General features: G+C 62.8%; 19 protein-coding genes. 13 read left to right on the top strand and 6 right to left on the bottom strand.

Annotation, left to right across the window (positions count from 1 at the left end; genetic code table 11):
- Nucleotides 1-47: 47 nt before the first annotated feature.
- Both ACLEJP_RS08800 and ACLEJP_RS08795 read right to left on the bottom strand, forming a co-directional pair.
- The gene (locus tag ACLEJP_RS08800; RefSeq protein ID WP_440805603.1) at nt 48-1,196 is read right to left on the bottom strand and encodes a patatin-like phospholipase family protein; all 1,149 of its coding nucleotides are present in this window, start codon (nt 1,194-1,196) and stop codon (nt 48-50) included.
- 148 nt (nt 1,197-1,344) lie between these two features.
- Complete coding sequence (locus ACLEJP_RS08795; RefSeq protein WP_440805602.1) at nt 1,345-2,280, bottom strand: lipid A biosynthesis lauroyl acyltransferase; 936 nt, start codon at nt 2,278-2,280, stop codon at nt 1,345-1,347.
- 111 nt (nt 2,281-2,391) lie between these two features.
- On the opposite strand from ACLEJP_RS08795, the gene minC reads away from it, so the two are divergent.
- From minC to ACLEJP_RS08760, 7 genes are all read left to right on the top strand, one after another.
- Nucleotides 2,392-3,150, top strand: coding sequence for a septum site-determining protein MinC (gene minC / locus ACLEJP_RS08790; RefSeq protein ID WP_170028774.1), 759 nt, complete (start codon nt 2,392-2,394; stop codon nt 3,148-3,150).
- Between the two features lie 96 nt (nt 3,151-3,246).
- Complete coding sequence (minD, locus tag ACLEJP_RS08785; protein ID WP_019097102.1) at nt 3,247-4,059, top strand: septum site-determining protein MinD; 813 nt, start codon at nt 3,247-3,249, stop codon at nt 4,057-4,059.
- A 3-nt stretch (nt 4,060-4,062) separates the two neighbouring features.
- Nucleotides 4,063-4,317, top strand: a complete 255-nt coding sequence (gene minE / locus ACLEJP_RS08780; RefSeq protein ID WP_003252572.1) for a cell division topological specificity factor MinE — start codon at nt 4,063-4,065, stop codon at nt 4,315-4,317.
- Nucleotides 4,318-4,472: 155 nt separating this feature from the next.
- The gene (locus ACLEJP_RS08775) at nt 4,473-5,108 is read left to right on the top strand and encodes an RluA family pseudouridine synthase (RefSeq protein ID WP_440805599.1); all 636 of its coding nucleotides are present in this window, start codon (nt 4,473-4,475) and stop codon (nt 5,106-5,108) included.
- 81 nt (nt 5,109-5,189) lie between these two features.
- On the top strand, nt 5,190-6,479 hold the full coding sequence (locus tag ACLEJP_RS08770) for a M18 family aminopeptidase (RefSeq protein ID WP_225776740.1): 1,290 nt from the start codon (nt 5,190-5,192) through the stop codon (nt 6,477-6,479).
- Between the two features lie 136 nt (nt 6,480-6,615).
- Entirely contained in the window at nt 6,616-6,783 is a 168-nt protein-coding gene (locus tag ACLEJP_RS08765; RefSeq protein WP_178076400.1) for a hypothetical protein, read from the top strand.
- A gap of 44 nt (nt 6,784-6,827) precedes the next feature.
- Nucleotides 6,828-8,984 (top strand): mechanosensitive ion channel family protein, encoded by a 2,157-nt coding sequence (locus tag ACLEJP_RS08760; protein WP_440805596.1) that lies wholly within the window; start codon nt 6,828-6,830, stop codon nt 8,982-8,984.
- Between the two features lie 39 nt (nt 8,985-9,023).
- Here ACLEJP_RS08760 and ACLEJP_RS08755 read toward each other — a convergent pair whose 3' ends face one another.
- A complete protein-coding gene (locus ACLEJP_RS08755) occupies nt 9,024-9,737 on the bottom strand; it encodes a UTRA domain-containing protein (protein ID WP_440805594.1) in 714 nt (237 codons plus the stop codon).
- 328 nt (nt 9,738-10,065) lie between these two features.
- Here ACLEJP_RS08755 and ACLEJP_RS08750 point away from each other — a divergent pair, with 328 nt between their 5' ends.
- From ACLEJP_RS08750 to ACLEJP_RS08725, 6 genes are all read left to right on the top strand, one after another.
- Nucleotides 10,066-11,130: an ABC transporter substrate-binding protein gene (locus ACLEJP_RS08750; RefSeq protein WP_440805592.1), complete on the top strand. Its 1,065-nt coding sequence runs from the start codon at nt 10,066-10,068 to the stop codon at nt 11,128-11,130.
- Between the two features lie 144 nt (nt 11,131-11,274).
- On the top strand, nt 11,275-12,081 hold the full coding sequence (locus tag ACLEJP_RS08745; protein WP_440805590.1) for an alkaline phosphatase family protein: 807 nt from the start codon (nt 11,275-11,277) through the stop codon (nt 12,079-12,081).
- A complete protein-coding gene (locus ACLEJP_RS08740; protein WP_440805588.1) occupies nt 12,078-12,929 on the top strand; it encodes an ABC transporter permease in 852 nt (283 codons plus the stop codon). The genes ACLEJP_RS08745 and ACLEJP_RS08740 overlap by 4 nt, the downstream gene beginning before the upstream one ends.
- On the top strand, nt 12,919-13,713 hold the full coding sequence (locus ACLEJP_RS08735; RefSeq protein WP_440805585.1) for an ABC transporter permease: 795 nt from the start codon (nt 12,919-12,921) through the stop codon (nt 13,711-13,713). Before ACLEJP_RS08740 ends, ACLEJP_RS08735 begins: the two co-directional genes overlap by 11 nt.
- A 1-nt stretch (nt 13,714) precedes the next feature.
- The gene (locus tag ACLEJP_RS08730) at nt 13,715-14,704 is read left to right on the top strand and encodes an ABC transporter ATP-binding protein (RefSeq protein ID WP_440805584.1); all 990 of its coding nucleotides are present in this window, start codon (nt 13,715-13,717) and stop codon (nt 14,702-14,704) included.
- Nucleotides 14,705-14,716: 12 nt separating this feature from the next.
- Complete coding sequence (locus ACLEJP_RS08725; protein WP_440805583.1) at nt 14,717-15,370, top strand: HAD family hydrolase; 654 nt, start codon at nt 14,717-14,719, stop codon at nt 15,368-15,370.
- Nucleotides 15,371-15,435: 65 nt separating this feature from the next.
- Here ACLEJP_RS08725 and ACLEJP_RS08720 read toward each other — a convergent pair whose 3' ends face one another.
- From ACLEJP_RS08720 to ACLEJP_RS08710, 3 genes are all read right to left on the bottom strand, one after another.
- Nucleotides 15,436-17,661 (bottom strand): autotransporter outer membrane beta-barrel domain-containing protein, encoded by a 2,226-nt coding sequence (locus tag ACLEJP_RS08720; RefSeq protein WP_440805581.1) that lies wholly within the window; start codon nt 17,659-17,661, stop codon nt 15,436-15,438.
- A gap of 234 nt (nt 17,662-17,895) precedes the next feature.
- Nucleotides 17,896-19,818 (bottom strand): hypothetical protein, encoded by a 1,923-nt coding sequence (locus tag ACLEJP_RS08715; protein WP_440805580.1) that lies wholly within the window; start codon nt 19,816-19,818, stop codon nt 17,896-17,898.
- A 31-nt stretch (nt 19,819-19,849) separates the two neighbouring features.
- Nucleotides 19,850-21,790, bottom strand: coding sequence for a hypothetical protein (locus ACLEJP_RS08710; protein ID WP_440805577.1), 1,941 nt, complete (start codon nt 21,788-21,790; stop codon nt 19,850-19,852).
- Between the last annotated feature and the right edge of the window lie 96 nt (nt 21,791-21,886).

Below are 21,886 nucleotides of genomic sequence, written 5' to 3'. Positions count from 1 at the left end.
TCGCCCCTATCGCCGGCTTGCCGGCGATAGGGCCTGAACGGGCAACATCAGATACCGAGGAACTGGCATAACTCGCGCTTCTTGGCCAACGCATCCCTGCGCCCCAGCTCGATCAGTTCACTGCAATAGCTGGCCTCGAACAGCAGGTAGCTCAACACCCCTGCGCCACTCGTCCGCGTAGCCCCCGGCCCGCGCAGGAACAGGCGCAACGCCGCCGGCAACTCGCGCCGGTGGCGTGCGGCGATCTCGTCCAGCGGCTGGCTGGGTGCGACCACCAGCACGTCGATGGGCGCCAGCCCCAGGCGCCGGGCATCGAGGTGCGCCGGCAACAGGCGGCTCAGGTGGTTGAGGCGCTGCAGCAGTTCGATGTCGTCTTCCAGGCTGTCGATGAATGTGCTGTTGAGCATGTGCCCGCCGATCTGCGCCAGGCTCGGCTGCTGCCCGCTGAACACACGCTGGGTCGGCAATGGCGGCGCTGGCCGCTGCGGGTTGCCGCTGACCCCGACCACCAGAACGCGGCTGGCGCCCAGGTGCAGGGCCGGGCTGATCGGCGCCGACTGGCGTACCGCGCCGTCACCGTAATATTCATCACCAAGCTGCACCGGGGCGAACAGCAGCGGGATGGCGGCGCTGGCCAGCAGGTGGTCGATGGTCAACGACGTGGGCATGCCGATACGGCGGTGGCGCAACCAGGCCTCGATGGTACCGCGGCCCTGGTAGAAGGTGACTGCCTGGCCAGACTCATAGCCGAACGCCGTCACCGCGACGGCCCGCAACTGTTCGGCAGCGAGGGAATGGGCGATTCCGTCCAGGTTCAGATGCGCCTGCAGCAGGCCACGCAGCGGGCTGCTGTCGAGCAACGCCACCGGCGCCGGGCCACCCAGGCCCAGCAGGTTGTGGCCAACGAAGCGGCTGGCCTGGCGGACCACGCCCGGCCAGTCGCTGCGGATGACCAGGTGGCTGCGGAAGTTCTGCCAGAACGCCGTCAGCTTCTGCACGGTGTCATGGAAGTGCGTGGCGCCACTGGCCAGGGTCACGGCGTTGATGGCCCCGGCCGAAGTGCCGACGATAACCAGGAACGGGTTGGGCGCGGCCGTGGGCAACAGCTCGGCGATGCCGGCCAGCACACCGACCTGGTAGGCGGCACGGGCGCCGCCGCCAGAAAGGATGAGACCGGTTACCGGGGGTGGGGCCATACGAGTCCTTCCTGGAGTTGATGTGCTGTCAGTGCCGGCCCTTTCGCGGGTAAACCCGCTCCCACAGGTATTGCACAGCTTTCAAGGCCTGTGGAGAACCTGTGGGAGCGGGTTTACCCGCGAATAGGCCGGCACAGGCATAGCAGGCTCAGCGCTTCTTCTTGTCATACAGCCGCGGCGCCCCTTCGGGTCGCGACTTGAAACGCCGGTGCGCCCACAGGTACTGCTCGGGGCATTCGCGCAACACGCGCTCGACCCACTGGTTGATACGCAGGCAGTCGGCTTCTTCGCTTTCACCGGGGAAGTCGGCCAGCGGCGGATGTATCACCAGACGATAGCCGCTGCCATCCTCCAGGCGCTTCTGGGTGAACGGAATCACTTGCGCCTTGCCCAGCCGGGCGAACTTGGTGGTGGCGGTCACCGTCGCTGCCGGGATGCCGAACAGCGGTACGAAGATGCTCTGCTTGGCGCCGTAGTCCTGGTCCGGTGCGTACCAGATCGCCCGGCCCGAGCGCAGCAGCTTGAGCATGCCGCGTACATCCTCGCGCTCCACGGCCAGCGAATCGAGGTTATGCCGCTCGCGGCCGCTGCGCTGGATGAAATCGAACAACGGGTTGCCGTGCTCGCGGTACATGCCGTCGATGGTGTGCTGCTGGCCCAGCAGCGCGGCGCCGATTTCCAGGGTGGTGAAGTGCACCGCCATGAGGATGGCGCCCTGCCCCGCCTGCTGGGCGGCCTGCAGATGCTCCAGCCCCTCGACATGGGCCAGGCGCGCCAGCCGCGCCTTCGGCCACCACCAGCTCATGGCCATTTCAAAGAAGGCGATGCCGGTGGAGGCGAAGTTGGCCTTGAGCAGACGCTGCCGCTCGTCGACCGACAGCTCCGGGAAGCAGAGTTCCAGGTTGCGCGCGGCAATGCGCCGCCGCTCACCGGCAAAGCGGTACATCACCGCCCCCAGCGCGGCACCGACCTTCAACAGGGCCCGGTACGGCAGCTGGACCACCAGCCACAGCAGGCCCAGGCCCAGCCACAGGCCCCAGAAACGTGGGTGAAGGAAATAGGGACGAAAACGCGGACGTTCCATTGAAGCTTCCGGAAAGACAAAGGCCGCGCATTCTACAACGGATCAGCGCATGTTGCGGGCAACCGGTCTTATCGTTATAAGTCAGGGCACTTTTTTCGCAACAAGCCGTCTATGCAGACCATGAGCCCAAACCACACACCCGACTCCGCCTCCGTGTTCCAGCTCAAGGGCAGCATGCTTGCCATTACCGTGCTGGAACTGGCGCGCAATGACCTTGAGGCCCTTGACCGCCAGCTGGCGGCCAAAGTCGCCCAGGCACCGAACTTCTTCAGCAACACGCCGCTGGTGCTGGCGCTGGACAAGCTGCCGGCCGACGTGGGCGCAATCGACCTGCCTGGCTTGATGCGGATCTGCCGCCACCACGGCCTGCGCACCTTGGCCATCCGCGCCAACCGTATCGAGGACATTGCCGCGGCCATTGCCATCGACCTGCCGGTGCTGCCGCCGTCGGGTGCCCGCGAACGGCCGCTGGAGCCCGAGCCCGAGGTGAAGAAGCCCGAGCCGGCCCCGGTGCCGCCGCCGATCCTCGAGCCCGAGGTGCGCCCGACCCGCATCATCACCGCGCCGGTGCGTGGCGGCCAGCAGATCTACGCCCAGGGCGGCGACCTGGTGGTGACCGCCTCGGTCAGCCCGGGGGCGGAACTTCTGGCCGATGGCAACATCCATGTGTACGGCGCCATGCGTGGCCGGGCCCTGGCCGGCATCAAGGGCAATACCAAGGCGCGTATCTTCTGCCAGCAGATGACCGCCGAAATGGTCTCCATCGCCGGCCAGTACAAGGTTTGCGAAGACCTGCGCCGCGACCCGCTGTGGGGCACCGGGGTGCAAGTCAGCCTGTCTGGCGACGTGTTGAACATCACCCGTCTTTAACGGATACTTGCGGGCATTTTTAGGCAACATTTTGTTCGTTGCCGTTTTTTGTATTTTGCAGGGACCCAAGTCCCGATTATTTAGGGGTGAAACACCTTGGCCAAGATTCTCGTGGTTACTTCCGGCAAGGGGGGTGTGGGCAAGACCACCACCAGCGCCGCCATTGGTACCGGCCTCGCACTGCGTGGGCACAAGACCGTCATCGTCGACTTCGACGTCGGCCTGCGTAACCTCGACCTGATCATGGGCTGCGAACGCCGCGTGGTGTACGACTTCGTCAACGTGGTCAACGGCGAAGCCAACCTGCAGCAGGCCCTGATCAAGGACAAGCGCCTGGAAAACCTGTACGTGCTGGCCGCCAGCCAGACCCGTGACAAGGACGCGCTGACCCAGGAAGGCGTGGAAAAGGTCCTGATGGAACTGAAGAAAGACTTCGAGTTCGTCATCTGCGATTCGCCGGCCGGTATCGAGAAAGGCGCGCACCTGGCCATGTACTTCGCCGACGAAGCCATCGTGGTGACCAACCCCGAGGTGTCCTCGGTACGTGACTCCGACCGTATGCTGGGCATCCTGTCGAGCAAGTCGCGCCGCTCCGAGAACGGCGAAGAGCCGATCAAGGAACACCTGCTGATCACCCGCTACCACCCGGAGCGCGTGGAAAAGGGCGAAATGCTGAGCATCGCCGACGTCGAAGAGATCCTGGCGATCAAGCTCAAGGGCGTGATCCCCGAATCCCAGGCGGTGCTGAAGGCTTCCAACCAGGGCATCCCGGTCATCCTCGACGACCAGAGCGATGCCGGCCAGGCCTATAGCGATACCGTCGACCGTCTGCTGGGCAAAGAGAAGCCACTGCGGTTCATCGAAGTGCCGAAGCAAGGATTCTTCGCGCGCCTGTTTGGAGGCAAGTAAACCATGAACCTTTTTGACTTCTTTCGTGGCAGACAGAAACAGACCAGCGCGTCGGTAGCGAAAGAGCGTCTACAGATCATCGTGGCGCACGAGCGCGGCCAACGCAGCGAGCCGGACTACCTGCCAGCGCTGCAGAAAGAACTGCTGGAAGTGATCCGCAAGTATGTGAACATCGGCAACGATGACGTGCATATCGAACTGGAAAACCAGGGCAGCTGCTCGATTCTGGAGCTGAACATCACGTTGCCGGATCGCTGATCCGCGCAATCAGCCATTGGGGCTGCTGTGCAGCCCATCGCGACGCAAGGCCGCCCTGCCGGGAAATGCATACCCCCGTGCAGGAGCGGCCTTGCGTCGCGATGGGCCGCAAAGCGGCCCCAATGGCTTTCCCTCGTTTCAATAGAGACCCCGCAATGCCGCTGTCCAACATCCAGATCCTGCACGAAGACGCCGCCATCCTGGTGATCAACAAACCGACCTTGCTGCTCTCGGTACCGGGCCGTGCCGACGACAACAAGGACTGCCTGATCACCCGCCTGCAGGAAAACGGCTACCCCGATGCGCTGATCGTGCACCGCCTGGACTGGGAAACCTCCGGCATCATCCTGCTGGCCCGCGATGCCGATAGCCACCGTGAACTGTCCCGCCAGTTCCACGACCGCGAGACCGAAAAGGCCTACACCGCACTGTGCTGGGGCCAGCCGGCGCTGGACAGCGGCAGCATCGACCTGCCCCTGCGCTACGACCCGCCGACCAAGCCACGGCATGTGGTGGACCACGCGCTGGGCAAGCACGCGTTGACGTTCTGGCGCATCATCGAGCGCTGTGGCGACCATTGCCGGGTGGAGCTGACGCCGATCACCGGGCGCTCGCACCAGCTGCGCGTGCACATGCTGTCGATCGGGCACCCGCTGCTGGGCGACCGCCTGTATGCCAACCCCGAGGCGCTGGCGGCCCATGAGCGGCTGTGCCTGCATGCGTCGATGCTGAGCTTTACCCACCCGGTTTCCGGCGAGCGGATGAAGTTCGAGTGCCCGGCGCCTTTTTGAATCGAGAGTGCCGGCGATGGGCTCCACACAATTTGCCGGCCTAATACGCTAAACTCGCGCCACTGCTGTCTGGAGTGAGCTATGCGCGACGCACTGAATTCTGGCCTGATCGACTTCCTCAAGGCTTCCCCTACGCCCTTCCATGCCACCGCCAGCCTGGCCCAGCGCCTGGAAGCTGCCGGCTACCAGCGCCTGGACGAGCGTGACAGCTGGGCCACCGTGCCTGGCGGTCGCTACTACGTCACCCGCAACGATTCATCGATCATCGCCATCAAGCTGGGCAAGCAGGCACCGCTGCTGAATGGCATTCGCATGGTCGGCGCACACACCGACAGCCCATGCCTGCGGGTAAAACCGCAGCCCGAGCTGCAGCGCCAGGGCTTCCTGCAACTGGGCGTCGAAGTGTATGGCGGCGCGCTGCTGGCGCCGTGGTTCGACCGCGACCTGTCGCTGGCCGGCCGGGTCACCTACCGCCGTGACGGCAAGGTGGAAAGCCAGCTGATCGACTTCAAGCTGCCGATCGCGGTCATCCCCAACCTCGCCATTCACCTCAACCGCACTGCCAACGAAGGCTGGGCGATCAACCCGCAGAACGAGCTGCCGCCCATCCTCGCCCAGGTCGCGGGTGACGAGCGCATCGACTTCCGCGCCCTGCTCACCGAGCAGCTGGCCCGCGAGCACGAGCTGATCGCCGATGTGGTGCTGGATTACGAGCTGAGCTTCTACGACACCCAGGACGCCGCGCTGGTCGGCCTGAACGGCGACTTCATTGCCGGCGCCCGCCTGGACAACCTGTTGTCGTGCTACGCCGGTCTGCAGGCGCTGCTGGCGGCCGACAGCGATGAAACCTGCGTGCTGGTGTGCACCGACCATGAAGAAGTCGGCAGTTGCTCGGCCTGCGGCGCCGACGGCCCGATGCTCGAGCAGACCCTGCAACGCCTGTTGCCGGATGGCGATGCCTACGTGCGCACCATCCAGCGCTCGCTGATGGTGTCGGCCGACAACGCCCACGGCGTGCACCCCAACTACGCCGACAAGCACGACGGCAACCACGGGCCCAAGCTCAACGCTGGGCCGGTGATCAAGGTGAACAACAACCAGCGCTACGCCACCAACAGCGAAACCGCCGGGTTCTTCCGCCACCTGTGCATGGCCGAGGAAGTGCCGGTACAGAGCTTCGTGGTGCGCAGCGACATGGGCTGCGGCTCGACCATCGGCCCGATTGCCGCCAGCCACCTGGGCGTACGTACGGTGGATATCGGCCTGCCGACCTTTGCCATGCACTCGATCCGCGAGCTGTGCGGCAGCCATGACCTGGCGCACCTGGTGAAGGTGCTGAGCGCCTTCTACCGTTGCCGCGAGTTGCCTTGATGCAGGCAGGGCCGGCCTTTTCCCGGGCAAACCCACGAAAAGGCCGGCCCTGCCCAGACCTGCTCAAGGTCAATCCCGCTTCGCCCGCTACCCGCTATGCTTGTTACATGGCCCCACTGCAAAAGGATTGCTGTCCATGTCCCCCTTCCTGTCCCTGTTCGTGCCAGTGTTCCTGTTCCTGTTGCTGCTGACGGTCGGCTTCAGCCTGCGCGAACGCAACATTGGCGTGGTGATGATGTGGGTCGGCACCCTGGGCATCTTCGGCCTCACCTGCTGGAAGATCCTGGAGCAACTGCCGTCGTAAAGCTCTACACTCGGTCCATCGTTTGACCTGAGGTAGTTTTGCCCGTGCCCGCCCTCCTGCGTTGCCTGTTTCTGCTGCTGTTGCTGTTCATCACTCCAGTACAAGCCGCCGGCTTGCCCGGCCTGCTTGGCGGTAGCGCGCCCGCGCAACCGCAAGCCAGCGAACCGCTGGACAAGTCGCTGGACGAGGTGATCAGGACCCTGGAAAACGACCAGCAGCGGACCAAGCTGCTGGCCGACCTGAAAAAGCTGCGCGATGCCAGCAAACAGTCACAACCCAGCGTCGAACAGGGCGTGCTCGGCCTGATCGGCGGCGCCCTGCATGATCTCGAAAAACAGTTCAGCGGCGACGCCAGCCCGTTCCACCGTTGGGCGGCGGAAATCGAACAGGCCCAGGCCGAACTGAGCGAACTGGTCGTGCCGGTGCACCAGTGGCCGGCGATCCTGTTCGGCTTTGCTGCGGTCATCGCCGTATGGAGCGTGCTGGCCTATGCCTTCAACTGGGTTGGCCACCGGGTACGCCTGCGCTTCGGCCTGAGCGAGGAGCTGCCGCAGCACCCGCGCACCTGGGACCTGGTGCGTTTCGCCCTGCGTAAGCTGGGCCCATGGCTGGTGGCGCTGGTGTTCACCGTGTACCTGAGCGTCGTGCTGCCACCGTCGCTGGGCAAGTCGCTGGCCATGGTGCTGGCCTATGCATTGGTGGTGGGGACCTGCTTCTCGGCCATCTGCGTCATCGCCTTTTCGCTGCTTGACGGCCCGCACCGCCACCGCGCCCTGTATATCCTGCGCCACCAGGCATTCCGCCCACTGTGGCTGATCGGCAGCTTCGCCGCGTTCGGCGAGGCCATGAGCGACCCACGCCTGACCGTCGCCCTCGGCAGCCACCTGGCGCATGCCCTGGCGACCCTGGCCAACGTGATTGCGGCGCTGTGCACCGGGCTGTTCATCCTGCGTTTTCGCCGGCCCATCGCCCATCTGATCCGCAACCAGCCACTGTCACGGCGCCTGACCCGGCGCACCCTCAGCGACACCATCGAGATCCTCGGCAGTTTCTGGTTCGTGCCGGCGCTGATCCTGGTGGCCATCTCGCTGTTCGCCACCTTCGTTTCCGCCGGCGACACCAGCACCGCCCTGCGCCAGTCGCTGATGTGCACCGTGCTGGTGGTGGTGTGCATGGTGCTCAACGGACTGGTGCGCCGCCATGCCGCCAACCCCAAGCGGGCCAACAGGCGCCAGGCGGTATACGCCGAACGCCTGCGCAATTTCGCCTACCTGCTGCTGCACCTGTTCATCTGGCTGCTGTTCATCGAACTGGGCCTGCGCGTGTGGGGCTTGTCGATGATCAGCTTCGCCGAGGGCGAGGGCCACGACATAAGCCTGCGCCTGCTGGGCCTGGCCGGCACACTGATCGTCGCCTGGCTGGTGTGGATTCTCGCCGACACCGCCGTGCACCACGCCCTGGTGCGTTCGCGTCGCGGCCTGGCCAACGCCCGCGCGCAAACCATGATGCCGTTGATCCGCAACGTGATGTTCGTGGTCATTTTCATCATCGCGGTCATCGTCGCCCTGGCCAACATGGGCATGAACGTCACCCCGCTGCTGGCCGGTGCCGGGGTGATCGGCCTGGCCATCGGTTTTGGCGCACAATCGCTGGTGGCCGACCTGATCACCGGGCTGTTCATCATCATCGAGGACTCGCTGGCCATCGATGACTACGTGGATGTCGGCGGCCACCTGGGCACGGTGGAAGGGCTGACCATCCGCACCGTGCGCCTGCGCGACATCGACGGCATCGTGCATACCATCCCGTTCAGCGAGATCAAGAGCATCAAGAACTACTCGCGCGAGTTCGGTTACGCGATTTTCCGCGTGGCGATCCCGCACAGCATGAACATCGACCAGGCGATCAGCCTGGTTCGCGAGGTGGGGCAGAAACTGCGCAACGACCCGCTGATGCGCCGCAATATCTGGTCGCCACTGGAGCTGCAGGGCGTGGAAAGCTTCGAGTCGGGCTCGGCGATCCTGCGGGCGCGGTTCAAGACCGCGCCGATCAAGCAGTGGGAGGTGTCGCGGGCGTTCAACCTGGCGTTGAAGCGGCAGTTGGATGAAGCGGGGCTGGACCTGGCGACGCCGCGCCTGTCGGTGCAGGTGGTGACGGCCGCGGGTGGGAGCATGGCGGAGGGCAGCAGCGCAGCGAACTAGGGCCGCTTCGCAGCCCCATCGCGACACCAGGCACCCTGCTCACCCGGCCTGGGCACGAATACGGATGGCATCATGTCGCCAATACTCGAGGTCGCAGTCGATCAGGTGTCCATGCTGGTCGCTGTTGACCCGGGTGATGTGCAACCCGGGGCTACCCGCTGATACCTTCAACGCACTGGCCGCCTCCACCGGCAACGCCGTCGGCCAGATCTCGAAGCATACCTGCCCATACTGGATGCCATACACCCGCCCATAGATCTCGGTCAGCGACTGGGCCAGGTCCTGTTCGAGGATCGCCGGGAAATACCGCGGATTGAGGTAATGCTCGGCATACAGCACCGCTCGCCCGTCGATCCGCCGCAACCGGCAGATGCGCACCACGCTGGACAACGCCGGCAGCTGCAGGCGCGCGCAAATCGCGGCCGAAGCCGGCTGCAACCGCGCGGACAGCAGTTCGGTACTGGCCACCCGCCCCTGGTCCCGCACCATGGCGTGGAAGTGGCTGCGCTGGATCAAATCGTAGGTCAGCCGCTCGGGCGCAACGAACCAGCCGCGGCGCTCTTCGCGGTAGATCAGGCCCTGGGCTTCCAGCTGCACCAGCGCCTCACGCAGGGTGATGCGGGTGGTGTCGAACACCTCGCTGAGCCTGCGTTCAGCCGGCAGCTTGCCGCCCGGCGCCAGCAGGCCGTGCTCGATCTGCTCCTGCAGGGCATGGCAGATGGCTGTTACCGCGCGCGGAGGCATCGACTGCATCAAAGGTTACCTATCTGGACTAGTCCAGCCCCATGACGGGGCATCTGGAGAATAGTGCAAGCCTAGGCAGGGCTGATGAACATCCTGTGACAAAGCTGCACTGGACGCACTGCCAGAATCGGGCCAGCCCCGCAAAACCGGGGACTGGCCATGGTCTACGCTGTATTGCCAGGAACCCGCTTACACCTGCGCGGGCTTTGCCCTACATCAAATTGTCACGCAAGCGGCCTACCTTGGCTCAAGGTTTGCTGACCTAGACCAAGGGTCTCAGGCAACGGCTTTACTCATAACAATGATTCGCAAAGGCACTCACCCAAAGGAGCTTCGGATGAAAAAGTTCTTCATGGCGTCACTGCTCGGTTCGGCCATCGCCCTGTGCACCACGGCCATGGCCGCCGGTACCGACCTCAAGGCCCTGGAAGACGCGGCCCGCAAGGAAGGTAACGTCAACAGCGTGGGCATGCCCGATGCCTGGGCCAACTGGAAAGGCACCTGGGAAGACCTGGCCAGCAAGTACGGCCTCAAGCACAGCGACACCGACATGAGCTCGGCCCAGGAAATTGCCAAGTTCGAAGCCGAGAAAGATAACGCCAGCGCCGACATTGGCGACGTGGGTGCCGCGTTCGGCCCGATCGCCGTGACCAAGGGTGTGAGCCAGCCCTACAAGCCCAGCACCTGGGACCAGGTGCCGGTGTGGGCCAAGGACAAGGACGGTCACTGGGCGCTGGCCTATACCGGCACCATCGCCTTCATCATCAACAAGGACCTGGTCAAGGAAGACGAGCGCCCGAAAACTTGGCATGACCTGGAAAAAGGCAAGTACAAGGTCGCCATCGGCGATGTCGGCACCGCTGCCCAGGCCGCCAATGGCGTGCTGGCTGCGGCCATCGCCTACAAGGGCGACGAGCGCAACGTGGCGCCGGGCCTGCAGCTGTTCACCAAACTGGCCCAGCAGAAGCGCCTGTCGCTGGCCAACCCGACCATCCAGACGCTGGAGAAGGGTGAGGTCGAGGTCGGCGTGGTGTGGGACTTCAACGGCCTGAGCTACCGCGAACAGATCGACCCCAAGCGTTTCGAAGTGCTGATCCCGGCGGACGGCTCGGTGATCTCCGGCTATACCACCATCATCAACAAGTACGCCAAGCACCCGAATGCAGCCAAGCTGACGCGTGAATACATCTTCAGTGATGCCGGGCAGATCAACCTGGCCAAAGGGCATGCGCGGCCGATCCGTGCCGAGCACCTGAAGCTGCCGGACGATGTCCAGGCCAAGTTGCTGCCCAACGAGCAGTACCAGGCGGCGCAGCCGATCAAGGACGCCGAGGCCTGGGAAAAGACCTCCAAGGCACTGCCGCAGATGTGGCAGGAGCAAGTGATCATCGAGATGGAGTAAATGGCTAGTTTTTGCAGTGCCTGATCCGGCCTTTTCGCGGGCACGCCCGCTCCCACAGGACCTCTACAGGTTTGAGGCTTCTGCAGTACCTGTGGGAGCGGGCGAGCCCGCGAAGAAGCCAACGCGTATATGACTGGAGCCACCATGCAACACAACGTCATCCTGGTCCTGCTCGACGGCCTCAACTACCAGGTCGCCCACCACGCCATGGGCCACCTGCATGCCTATGTCGAGGCCGACCGTGCCGCGCTCTACCGCGTGGAGTGCGAACTGCCATCGCTGTCCCGGCCGCTGTACGAATGCATCCTCACCGGCGTGCCGCCGATCGACAGCGGCATCGTGCACAACAAGGTCAGCCGCCTGTCCAACCAGCGCAGCGTGTTCCACTACGCCCGCGAAGCCAACCTCAGCACCGCCGCGGCGGCCTACCACTGGATAAGCGAGCTGTACAACCGCTCCCCCTTCGACGCGCAGCGCGACCGCCATACCCACGCGCCCAAGCTGCCAATCCAGCACGGGCTGTTCTACTGGGACGACCGTTACCCCGATTCGCACCTGCTGGCCGATGGCGAATACCTGCGCCGCCGGCACACCCCCAATTTCCTGCTGGTACACCCGATGAACATCGACGACGCCGGCCACCATCACGGCCTGGACAGCAGCCAGTACCGCAACGCCGCACGCAGTGCCGACATCCTCCTGGCCGACTACCTGCCGGGCTGGCTCGAAGAGGGCTACCAGGTGCTGGTCACCGCCGACCACGGCATGAACAACGACCGCTCGCACAACGGCCTGCTCGCCGAAGAACGCGAAGTACCGCTGTTCGTCTTCGGCGATGCCTTCAGCCTGGACCCGGCGGCCAAGCCGCTGCAGACCGAGCTGTGCGGGACCATCTGCGAGCTGCTTGGCGCACCGCATGACAAGAGCGTCTGCCGGGAGCTGCTGAAGTGACCAAAGCCAAGCGCAGCAGCAACCATGGCCGCTACCTGGCCCTGCTCTGCCTGCTACCGTTCGCCGTGTTCTTCGTCATTTTCCAGATCGCCCCGCTGGCCTGGGTGGCGATCAACAGCCTGCAATCGGAAGCAGGCTGGGGCGTGGCCAACTTCAGCAAGGTGTTCGCCTCGAAGTTCTACCTGCAGGCCCTGCAACGCAGCCTGGAGATCAGCTTCTGGTCGAGCCTGTTCGGCATCGTCATTGCCACCCTCGGCGCCTACTCGCTGCGCCAGGTGGACTCGAAGCTGCGCGACTTCGTCAGCGCCTTCGCCAACATGACCAGCAACTTCGCCGGGGTGCCGCTGGCCTTCGCCTTCATCATCCTGCTCGGCTTCAACGGTGCGCTGACCCTGCTGCTGAAGCAGGCCGGCCTGCTGGAAGACTTCAGCATCTACTCCAAAAGCGGGCTGATCCTGGTGTACACCTACTTCCAGATCCCGCTTGGCGTGCTGCTGCTGTACCCGGCGTTCGACGCCCTGCGTGAAAATTGGCGCGAGTCGGCCGCGCTGCTGGGCGCCAACCACTGGCAATTCTGGCGCCACATCGGCCTGCCGGTGCTGACCCCGGCACTGCTGGGCACCTTCGTCATCCTGCTGGCCAATGCCCTCGGTGCGTATGCCACCGTGTACGCGTTGACCACCGGCAACTTCAACGTGCTGCCGATCCGCATCGCTGGCCTGGTGGCCGGTGACATCAGCCTCGACCCCAACCTGGCCAGTGCCCTGGCCATGGTCCTGGTGGGGCTGATGACGCTGGTCACGGTGGTGCATCAATGGCTGCTGAAAAGGAGCTACCATGCGCGCTGACACGCGTTCTGGCGGCTGGTACCACCGCGCCGTGGTCTACCTGCTGTTCCTCATCCTGCTGTTGCCACTGGCCGGCACCCTGCTCTACTCGCTGGCCACCAGCTGGTCGGCCAGCCTGCTGCCCAGCGGGCTGACCTTCAAATGGTACGTCGCGCTGTGGAGCGAGCCGCGCTTCCTGGCCGCCTTTGCCCAGTCACTGCTGGTGTGCGTGGGCGCGCTGCTGCTGTCGGTGGTGCTGATCCTGCCGCTGCTGTTCGTGGTCCACTACCACTTCCCCAGGCTCGACGCGCTGATGAACATCCTCATCCTGCTGCCGTTCGCGGTACCGCCGGTGGTGTCCTCGGTGGGGCTGCTGCAGCTCTACGGCAGCGGGCCCATGGCGATGGTCGGCACGCCGTGGATCCTGATCGGCTGCTATTTCACCATCGCCCTGCCGTTCATGTACCGGGCCATCACCAACAACCTGCAGGCGATCAACCTGCGCGACCTGATGGACGCCGCCCAACTGCTCGGTGCCAGCACCTGGCAGGCGGCGTTGCTGGTGGTGCTGCCGAACCTGCGCAAGGGCCTGATGGTAGCCCTGCTGCTGTCGTTCTCGTTCCTGTTCGGCGAATTCGTGTTCGCCAACCTGCTGGTCGGTACCCGCTACGAGACCTTGCAGGTGTACCTGAACAACATGCGCAACAGCAGCGGCCATTTCAACAGCGCGCTGGTGATCTCGTACTTCGCTTTCGTGCTGGTACTGACCTGGGTCGCCAACCGCTTGAACAAGGACAAGACCTGACATGAGCTTCGTCAGCGTACAGAAACTGCACAAGAGCTACGCCGGCAGCCCGGTGTTCGAGAACATCGACTGCCACATCGAGCGCGGCGAATTCGTCACCCTGCTCGGCCCGTCCGGGTGCGGCAAGTCCACGCTGCTGCGCTGCATCGCCGGGCTGACCCCGGTGGACAGCGGGCAGATCCTGCTCGACGGCCAGGATATCGTGCCGCTGAGCCCGCAAAAGCGCGGCATCGGCATGGTGTTCCAGAGCTACGCGCTGTTCCCCAACATGACCGTGGAACAGAACGTGGCCTTCGGCCTGCGCATGCAGAAGGTCAAGGCCGATGAAAGCCAGGCCAGGGTGTGCGAGGCGCTGGCGCTGGTGGAGCTGGGCAACTTCGCCGGGCGCTACCCGCACCAGTTGTCCGGTGGCCAGTGCCAACGCGTGGCCCTGGCCCGCTCGCTGGTGACCCGCCCGCGCCTGCTGCTGCTCGACGAGCCGCTGTCGGCGCTGGATGCGCGCATTCGCAAGCACCTGCGCGAGCAGATCCGGGCGATCCAGCGCGAACTGGGCCTGACCACCATTTTTGTCACCCACGACCAGGAAGAGGCGCTGACGATGTCCGACCGCATCTTCCTGATGAACCAGGGGCGTATCGTCCAGAGTGGCGACGCCGAAACCCTCTACACCGCGCCGGTGGACCTGTTTGCCGCCGGTTTCATCGGCAACTACAACCTGCTCGACGCCGACAGCGCCAGCCGCCTGCTGCAGCGCCCGGTGGCCAGCCGCCTGGCGATCCGCCCTGAATCGATCACCCTGGGCCGCGACGGCGCACTGGACGCGGAAGTACGCAGCCACAGCCTGCTGGGCAACGTGATCCGCTACCGGGTACGCGTGCGCGAGGTGGAGCTGGTGGTCGACGTGCTCAACCGTTCGGCGGCCGACCTGCACGCGGACGGGCAGCGGGTAAGCCTGTCGATCGACCCCACGGCGCTACGGGAAGTGGCTTAAGGAGAGTTACCCATGGCACTGGCAATTTTCGATCTGGACGAAACCTTGATCCACGGCGACTGCGCGTCGCTGTGGAGCGAGCAGATGGCCCGGCTGGGCTGGGTCGACGGCAAGGAGTTCCTGCGCCGCGACCATGAGCTGATGGAGGCCTACGGCAAAGGCCACCTGAGGATGGAGGAGTACATGGCCTTCAGCCTGGAGCCGATTGCCGGGCGCACCCTGGAAGAGGTCCAGCACCTGGTCGAGCCGTGGGTCGAGGACGTGATCGAGCCGATCATCTATGGCGATGCCTGCCGCTGCATTGCCGAGCACCGCAAGCGCGGGGACCGCATCCTCATCATCTCGGCTTCAGGCACGCACCTGGTCGGGCCGATTGCGGCGCGGCTGGGCGTGGACGAGTACCTGGCGATCGAGCTGGAGGCGGTAAACGGGGTGTATACCGGCCAGACCCATGGGGTGCTGACGTACCGCGAGGGCAAGATCACCCGGCTGCTGGAGTGGCTGGATCAAGAGCAGGAGAATCTCGAAGGAGCGAGTTTCTATTCCGACTCGCGTAATGATTTGCCGCTGTTGTTGAAAGTCGACCACCCCTACGTGGTCAACCCAGACCCTGTATTGCGCGAACATGCGCAGCTCAATGCCTGGCCGATCCTCGACTGGAAATAGGCTTTTCCCGTGAAAACAGGGCCAACACGTGCACTTCTGCCGGCTGTTGGCCCTGGATGTACCGATCACCAGCTGTAGCGCATCCCCACGTTCACGCCATAGGGCTGCTCGATATGCTCGCCCTTGGCATAGTCGAAATCGGCATGCAGCGAAAACTGCTCGGTGAACGCCACCGCCACACCCGCACCGAACTCGGCACGCGAACCGGAAAGGTCGTTGTTGAACAGGTTGTCGTTGACCTGCACGCGGTTGGCCTTGGCAAATTCGTGGGCCACCGCGGCCTTGACGTACGGCTGGATCACGGAGCCACCTTGCAGGCGCACATTGCGGCCCGCCACGCTGCCAAGCTTACCCAGCAGCGAGCGGGTCTGGTCACCCTCAGCCTGCATACCATTGTCCAGACCGTAGTCCTTGCCTTCGATCACCACTGCCGACAGTTGCCCATACGGCTCGACGAACCAGCCATCGTGCAAGGTGATGTGGCGGCCGAACTCCACCGAGCCGCCCAGGCCGGTATTGCTGTAGTCGCCCTTGGCCCGGGTGGCATCGCTCATGCTGACCTTGGCCTTGTTATCGAAGCGGTTGGCCTTGAGCACGGCATCGAAGTAATAGCCGCTGCTTTGGTCAAGCCAGGTGGTGTAGGCACCCACGTAGTAACTGTCGACACTGCCGGAGGTACCCCGGGTCAAGTCCAGGTCGGAGCGGCTATGGCCAGCCAGCGCACCTACCAGCCACTGGCCGTCACCCCACGGCAACGGTGCATCGGCGCCCAGCGAGAAGCCGCTTTGCACCTGGCTGTAGCCAACGCCCGATTGCTCCCCGACGTCGTATTTATTGCTGTAGGCACGGGTCCATAGGCCGGCCTTGGCGCCGTTGAAGCGCAGCTCGCCCATGCGGCTGCGCAGCGAGGTGAGTTCGCCGTACCACACGGTAGGCGCGGTATTGAACAAGGCCAGTACCGAACGGGTGCCGGGGCTGATGACCTTTGACTCGGGGTCGAGGAACCATTCAGTACCACCACTGCCATCTCCACGGGACGCCAGGTTGTATGAGTAGGTACCTACGTCGACAGGCTGATCGCCACTGAGGCTGAAGCGTGCATCCCCAGCGCCCGTGTTCACCAGGGTCAGCGCTCTTGGGTCGGTCGGGTCTTGACCACTACCGGCGACCTGCAAGGTATGCTCACCCGTCGCGTTGCCTGTCACGGTCAAGGTATCGTGTGCATTGGTGGTGTAATCGGCATTCATCACAAACGTGCCGCTGCCTGAGAGGTTTTCTACCTGCAGCTGGCGGAAATCCCCATGGCCACTGTTGAAATCAACCGTACCCTGATTGAGTGACAGGTTGGCCAGTTGCTGGTTGCCAGTGAGTGCCCATACAGCACCAGACTCGACAGCCATCTGGTTGACGTTCTGCAGCCTGCCGGTGAAGAAAGCGCCATTGCGCAATGCCACGTCAGCCTCGCTGCCCGATTCGACCACCACATCTCCAGCTACGGTGCTGGCATCGAACACCAGGCTACCCGAGCTGCTATCACGGATGTTGAAATTGCCTTGCAGGGTGCTTCGGGTCACAGTGAGATCGACGCTTGAGCCTTCGGAGACATCGAGCAGCAGGTCATTGGCACCTTTTAGCTGTGCACCATTGCTCAACGCTATGGTTGCCTGCGCTCCCTGCACCACCGCCAATGCCGCACCGTTGCGGCCAATGACTGTCGATCCGTCCACCTCTGCCCGATAGTCACCGACATTGTCGGAATCTGCGCCGATACTGATGCCATTGTTGGCACCGGTGATCACGGAGTTGTTGCGAATGATGGCGTAGCCACCTCGCACATTCACGCCATCGGCACCTGCCTGGGTACCTTCGACTCGACTGTTGTCCAACACCAGTGTGCTCAACCCAGTGACCTCTGCGCCACTTTCGGCAGCGGAAACATCACTGTTGCTGACCGTGAGGGTCGACCCACCGGTCACCGTACCCAACAGACGGCTGACGTTGATACCAACGAATTCGCTGCGGATCGTACTGTTATTGACCGTCCCGCTAGCGTTCAGGATCTGCACGCCATAATCCTGCGCATTCACCTGGCTCCCTTGCATGTTCAGCACAGAGCCGTCTGAAACGAAAACGTCGAGTAATGAGCTGCCAGCCAAAGTATTCAAGGTCGACTGGCCACGCACAATGTAGCGGTCGGCGGGCTGAGAAGAGTCGACGGTATAGGTTTCACCGTTTTCGACCACGATGGCAGCCGCCGCAGACGAATAGAGCGCCACGCTGATCAGGCTCAAGGCAAACAATCCAGAGGATTGCTTCCGGACGGAAAATAGTGATCGCATAATTTGGACTCTCATGTAGGGTTCAACGCATTTGCGGCGCCGGAAATTTACATGTAGAACAATTATCAATATGTAGGAAAAATCTGATATTGCAGCGACAGAAACCTGCCGCGTCGTAATCGTTTTTTTTGAACGAGCAGATGCAGCAAAGCGCACCTGCACGGTGCACTTTGCCGGGTCATTCAACTATCGCCGAAACTTGACAGGGCACGTCGCACCGCCGCCGCCTGGCAACTCTACGTAGACCAACCTGATTTCTTCCGCCGAAGGCACCGGCAGCCCGTTGATCACGGCGGTGTATTGGATACCGCCGTAACCGAGCCGGATGTTCAGCACGTAAGGGTCGTAGGGCACCCGCACAGTGAACCCTGACGCGGCCTCTTGAGCGTTTGGGGTATAAGTGAATTCGTGGGCCGTGTCAGCAATGGGCGTCGTCCCTTCAGCATCGCTGTAACCCTGGAAGTTGAAGGTCAGTGCCTGATCGGCCAGACGGTCTTCGCCCCCGGCGACCCGTACTTCGATGACCTTACCCGTGCCCTGCGGGTCATCGCGCAAGGTTGAGCAATTGACAATAGGCCCTTCGTCCGGATCATCATACAAATTCAAATACGTTACGGCGGGCAATGTCACAACTACCGCACTTACAGCAACATCCGTGAAGGGCGATCGATTCAGGTTTTCATTGTCGGCATTGGACACCACATAACGCACCGGCAATGCGGCCGAGTTACCACCGGCTTCGATGTCTGCCCAGGCAATATTAAACGGAACGATGAAGCCAGCCGGCTCACTGCCAGTAACCTCATACTTGTCAACCTCCACACCGTTCCATAACAGGTGCAATACCTCACCCAGCACGGCGCCCGCATACAGCTCAACGCTCGCAGTCGCGTCCTCCCCCGCGTCCTCTGGCGCGATGACATTCGGGACCGCACTAACCGCGCCCTGAACAGTAACAACGGCGAGCGCCGGGTTGCCCACTTCCGGATCGGGCTCAGGGTCAGGGTTGTCGGGCCCGCCTACGCGTAGATCAATATCCAGTTCGATCCCGGTCGGCTCAGGGAAACTGCGGACACCGCGCACGATACTGTAGGTCACCTTTCTCTGTTTTGGCCCGGTGTCGGCCGGTGTTTCACGCACAGTGATGTAGGGAATCGTGGCAAACGCCGGGAACCCGCTGATTGGAACCGGGAATCCCACCGCCACGCCCGCCCAATACACCTGTGCGGCATCACCCGCGGCATAGTTATCGTACTCGTCGATCTGTACGCCCACGCCTTCCTGGGCATCGTCCAGATCGATCAGCCCATCATCGAACTGCGGAACCTTCGGCGGCACGAGATTGGCCGGTGCCGCGGTCAGGTACACATTGACATTCTTGAAAGTTGACCGAGGTCCAATATTCTCGCTGCGGTCGGCCAAGGTGTACACCAGTGGGTAGCTGCCTTCGTGAGGCATCTTATCCTCTTTCCACTCGATCACCATTGGCACACTAAGGTCATCGCGCGTGAAGCTGCCGATTTCCATAGAGTCGGCATAAGCCGTGATCACATCGCCAAGTTTGGCATCGATATAGTCCGGGATGGTCAGATCAACACTACCGTTGGCATCCAGATATTCCCGAGTGACGCCGCCTGCCTCAACTTCAGGAGGGAGCTCCAATTGGCGACCCGGCTGGCCCTGGTTTGGCGGAACGGTATCAACATAGAAGTCCAACGCGTCAGAAGTATTGGGATTGCCCAAGTGCGTGGCGCGGTAACGCAACTTAACTGGGCCATTGTTCTCCGTATACGCCGCCGGCAACGTGAATTTCTTGGGAAAATCGGCAGGATCAAGCGGGAGCGGAAAGGATTGAGCAGTACCTACAAGGTCTTCCCCCACCATTAACTGAACCCTGACAGTACCAGTCCCGTTGACATCAAAATACGGCACCTCGACATCACGCTCCACGCCGTGTGGCTTTTTCAACATATTTGGATGATCCCCGGGGAGATCCGGCAATAATGAGTCACCCGCGAATGAAGGTGCGAGCATCGTCAACGTACCCTGTTCATACCGCAACTTACGATAATTCAGGCGTGCTTGTGCAGCTGAGACCAAAGAGCCCATGGTGTTATTCCTTTATAAAAAGTGCCTGCGATTATTCAGCGACCGATTCGCCCGTTTCATCACAGAGGTCGTTGGTGGGAGAACAAACTTCACTGCTTGGCATTTTCCGCGTGATCTTCACGACGTCGCGTACGGAAATACCTAGACGCCCGTCCTGCTTGAGCAGGCGATACTCGACAGTGGCCGAGGCGTTATCGACCATTGGTTCAATGAGCGTTTCGTAGGGCAAGACCACGAAGACAGTGCCCTGGGACGCTTCATCGCTCGATACCTTGCGGCTGAAGGTGTGCGCCACGCCAGGGATAGGCGAAGACCCGTTGAGGTTATCGTGGCCTTGCCAACTCAGCTCCAGGGTGTCTTCAGCCTCGATCAGTGCATGGGGCTCCACGCGAACAGTCACCCCTTCCCACAGCCGCGGTTTCGAGCAGCAGTTCAGGTAGCCGTATCGGTCCGCGTGGGGGAACGTGGCCGCTGGCAGGTCACGGATCACCTCCACCGCCACGTCGACTAGCGTAGTGTTCGCCAATTGCTGGTTGACACCATTGTCGGTGCGGTACCAAACCGGCAGCGCCCGGTCATTGGGTTGCTGCTCGACGATCGCCCAAGGCACATCGATCTCGATGGGTTTTCCGGACAGATCCCCGGCCTCGACACGATATTCCGCCACAGGCTGAGGTTGATTGCCCCAGTACACCAGTACCAGTTCATCGGGTTGAGGGTTGTCGAACAAGCGCAGCAAAACCCGCGCGTCCTCACCGTAGTCGATGGGCTCGAGCACGTTGGGCTTGTCCGACTTGCGGCCCCGGACCTCGACGAGCGCCAGCAAAGGGTTGAGCAAAGCCGGTGCAGCGCTGTGGTCCTGGCCCGCAACGCGCAGGTCGAACGGCACCGCTAGCTCAGGTGAAGGCGTGAATTGCAGATTGCGGCGAATTTCGTACTGCACCTGGGCATCGCCCGGCCCCAAACCCGCTGCGACCAGCGCTGGCCAAGGCACGAACACGCGCAGCGGAAAGTCCACAGGGTCGACAGGACGCTCCGCAAGCTTCTGCCCCTGCCAGCTGACGATGGCCTGGTCCCGGTCGCTGGCGTTGTCGTACGGGTCGATTTCCACCACGACCCCGCCCTCGCCGTTGGCCCCCTCCCGCGCATGTTCACGGTCGATCAGCCCGCGCACCGACAACGTGACCCGTGGCGGCGGCAGATTGGCGGGCCCTGGGCTGAGCTCGACAGGCGTTTGCGCAACCACGGCACCCGGACCGACATTGCCCGCCAGATCGGCGAGCTGGTACCACGGGTAACGCAGGCCGGAACCCGAAGCGCGTATCACCGCTGCGTCATAGCTGACCAGGATACTGTCGTTGTCGATTTCGTCCTGAGTCACTGTTTTGCAACCCACGTCGGGCTCATCATTGGGCGGTGGGTTGCTGTCGGACCAGTAAAGGATGATTTTGTCCTGGGCCCGCGCCACGTAATACGAGGGCACCTTGAAAACTACCTCGCCGTACTGGGCCAGGTATTCCTCCGTGATTTCACCACCTGGCACCCCCTGAATCTGCAGCGCCTGGCCCGGCTGACCGTAATTGGGCGGCTGTGTATCGACCGTGACGGTCAATTTGGGCGATGGATTAGGATTGCCCAACTGGGTGATGATGTATTGAAGGTCGTATACGCCGTGATTGAGCAGTTCGATCGGAATGAACAGCTCAAGCTCGTCGTCATAGGGTGGTCGCAGTGTTTCGTTATGCACTGAGTTGAAGGGCGCGCCCTGGAACTGCCAACCCAAATCCAGGGTGACACTCGGTAGCCCCGGGTCGGCGTAATTCCCCGGTACTACAACGCGCAACGGCTGTTGCAATGCCTCAATGGGTAGTAGCCCATCGGCGCGCGGCAGGCCATTCTCGTCCTTGATGATGGCGTCGACTTTGGGTTCGACCAAGTCCACCCTGCGGGCGAATACCTTTTCGGAACACATGGGACAGCTCCTTCGATCATCCCGCCTGCTCAGCGGCAGGCCTGTATTAAGCGATGACCGAAAGTTATTCTTCTGCCCCTGTGTCCGCTACTGACA

Origin of the sequence: Pseudomonas sp. SMV7 (genome assembly GCF_052041995.1) — a bacterium.
In the GTDB taxonomy this organism is placed as follows: Bacteria; Pseudomonadota; Gammaproteobacteria; order Pseudomonadales; family Pseudomonadaceae; genus Aquipseudomonas.
The sequence above is the reverse complement of the archived record's forward strand: the minus strand, read 5'-3'. Positions and strand labels throughout refer to the sequence as shown.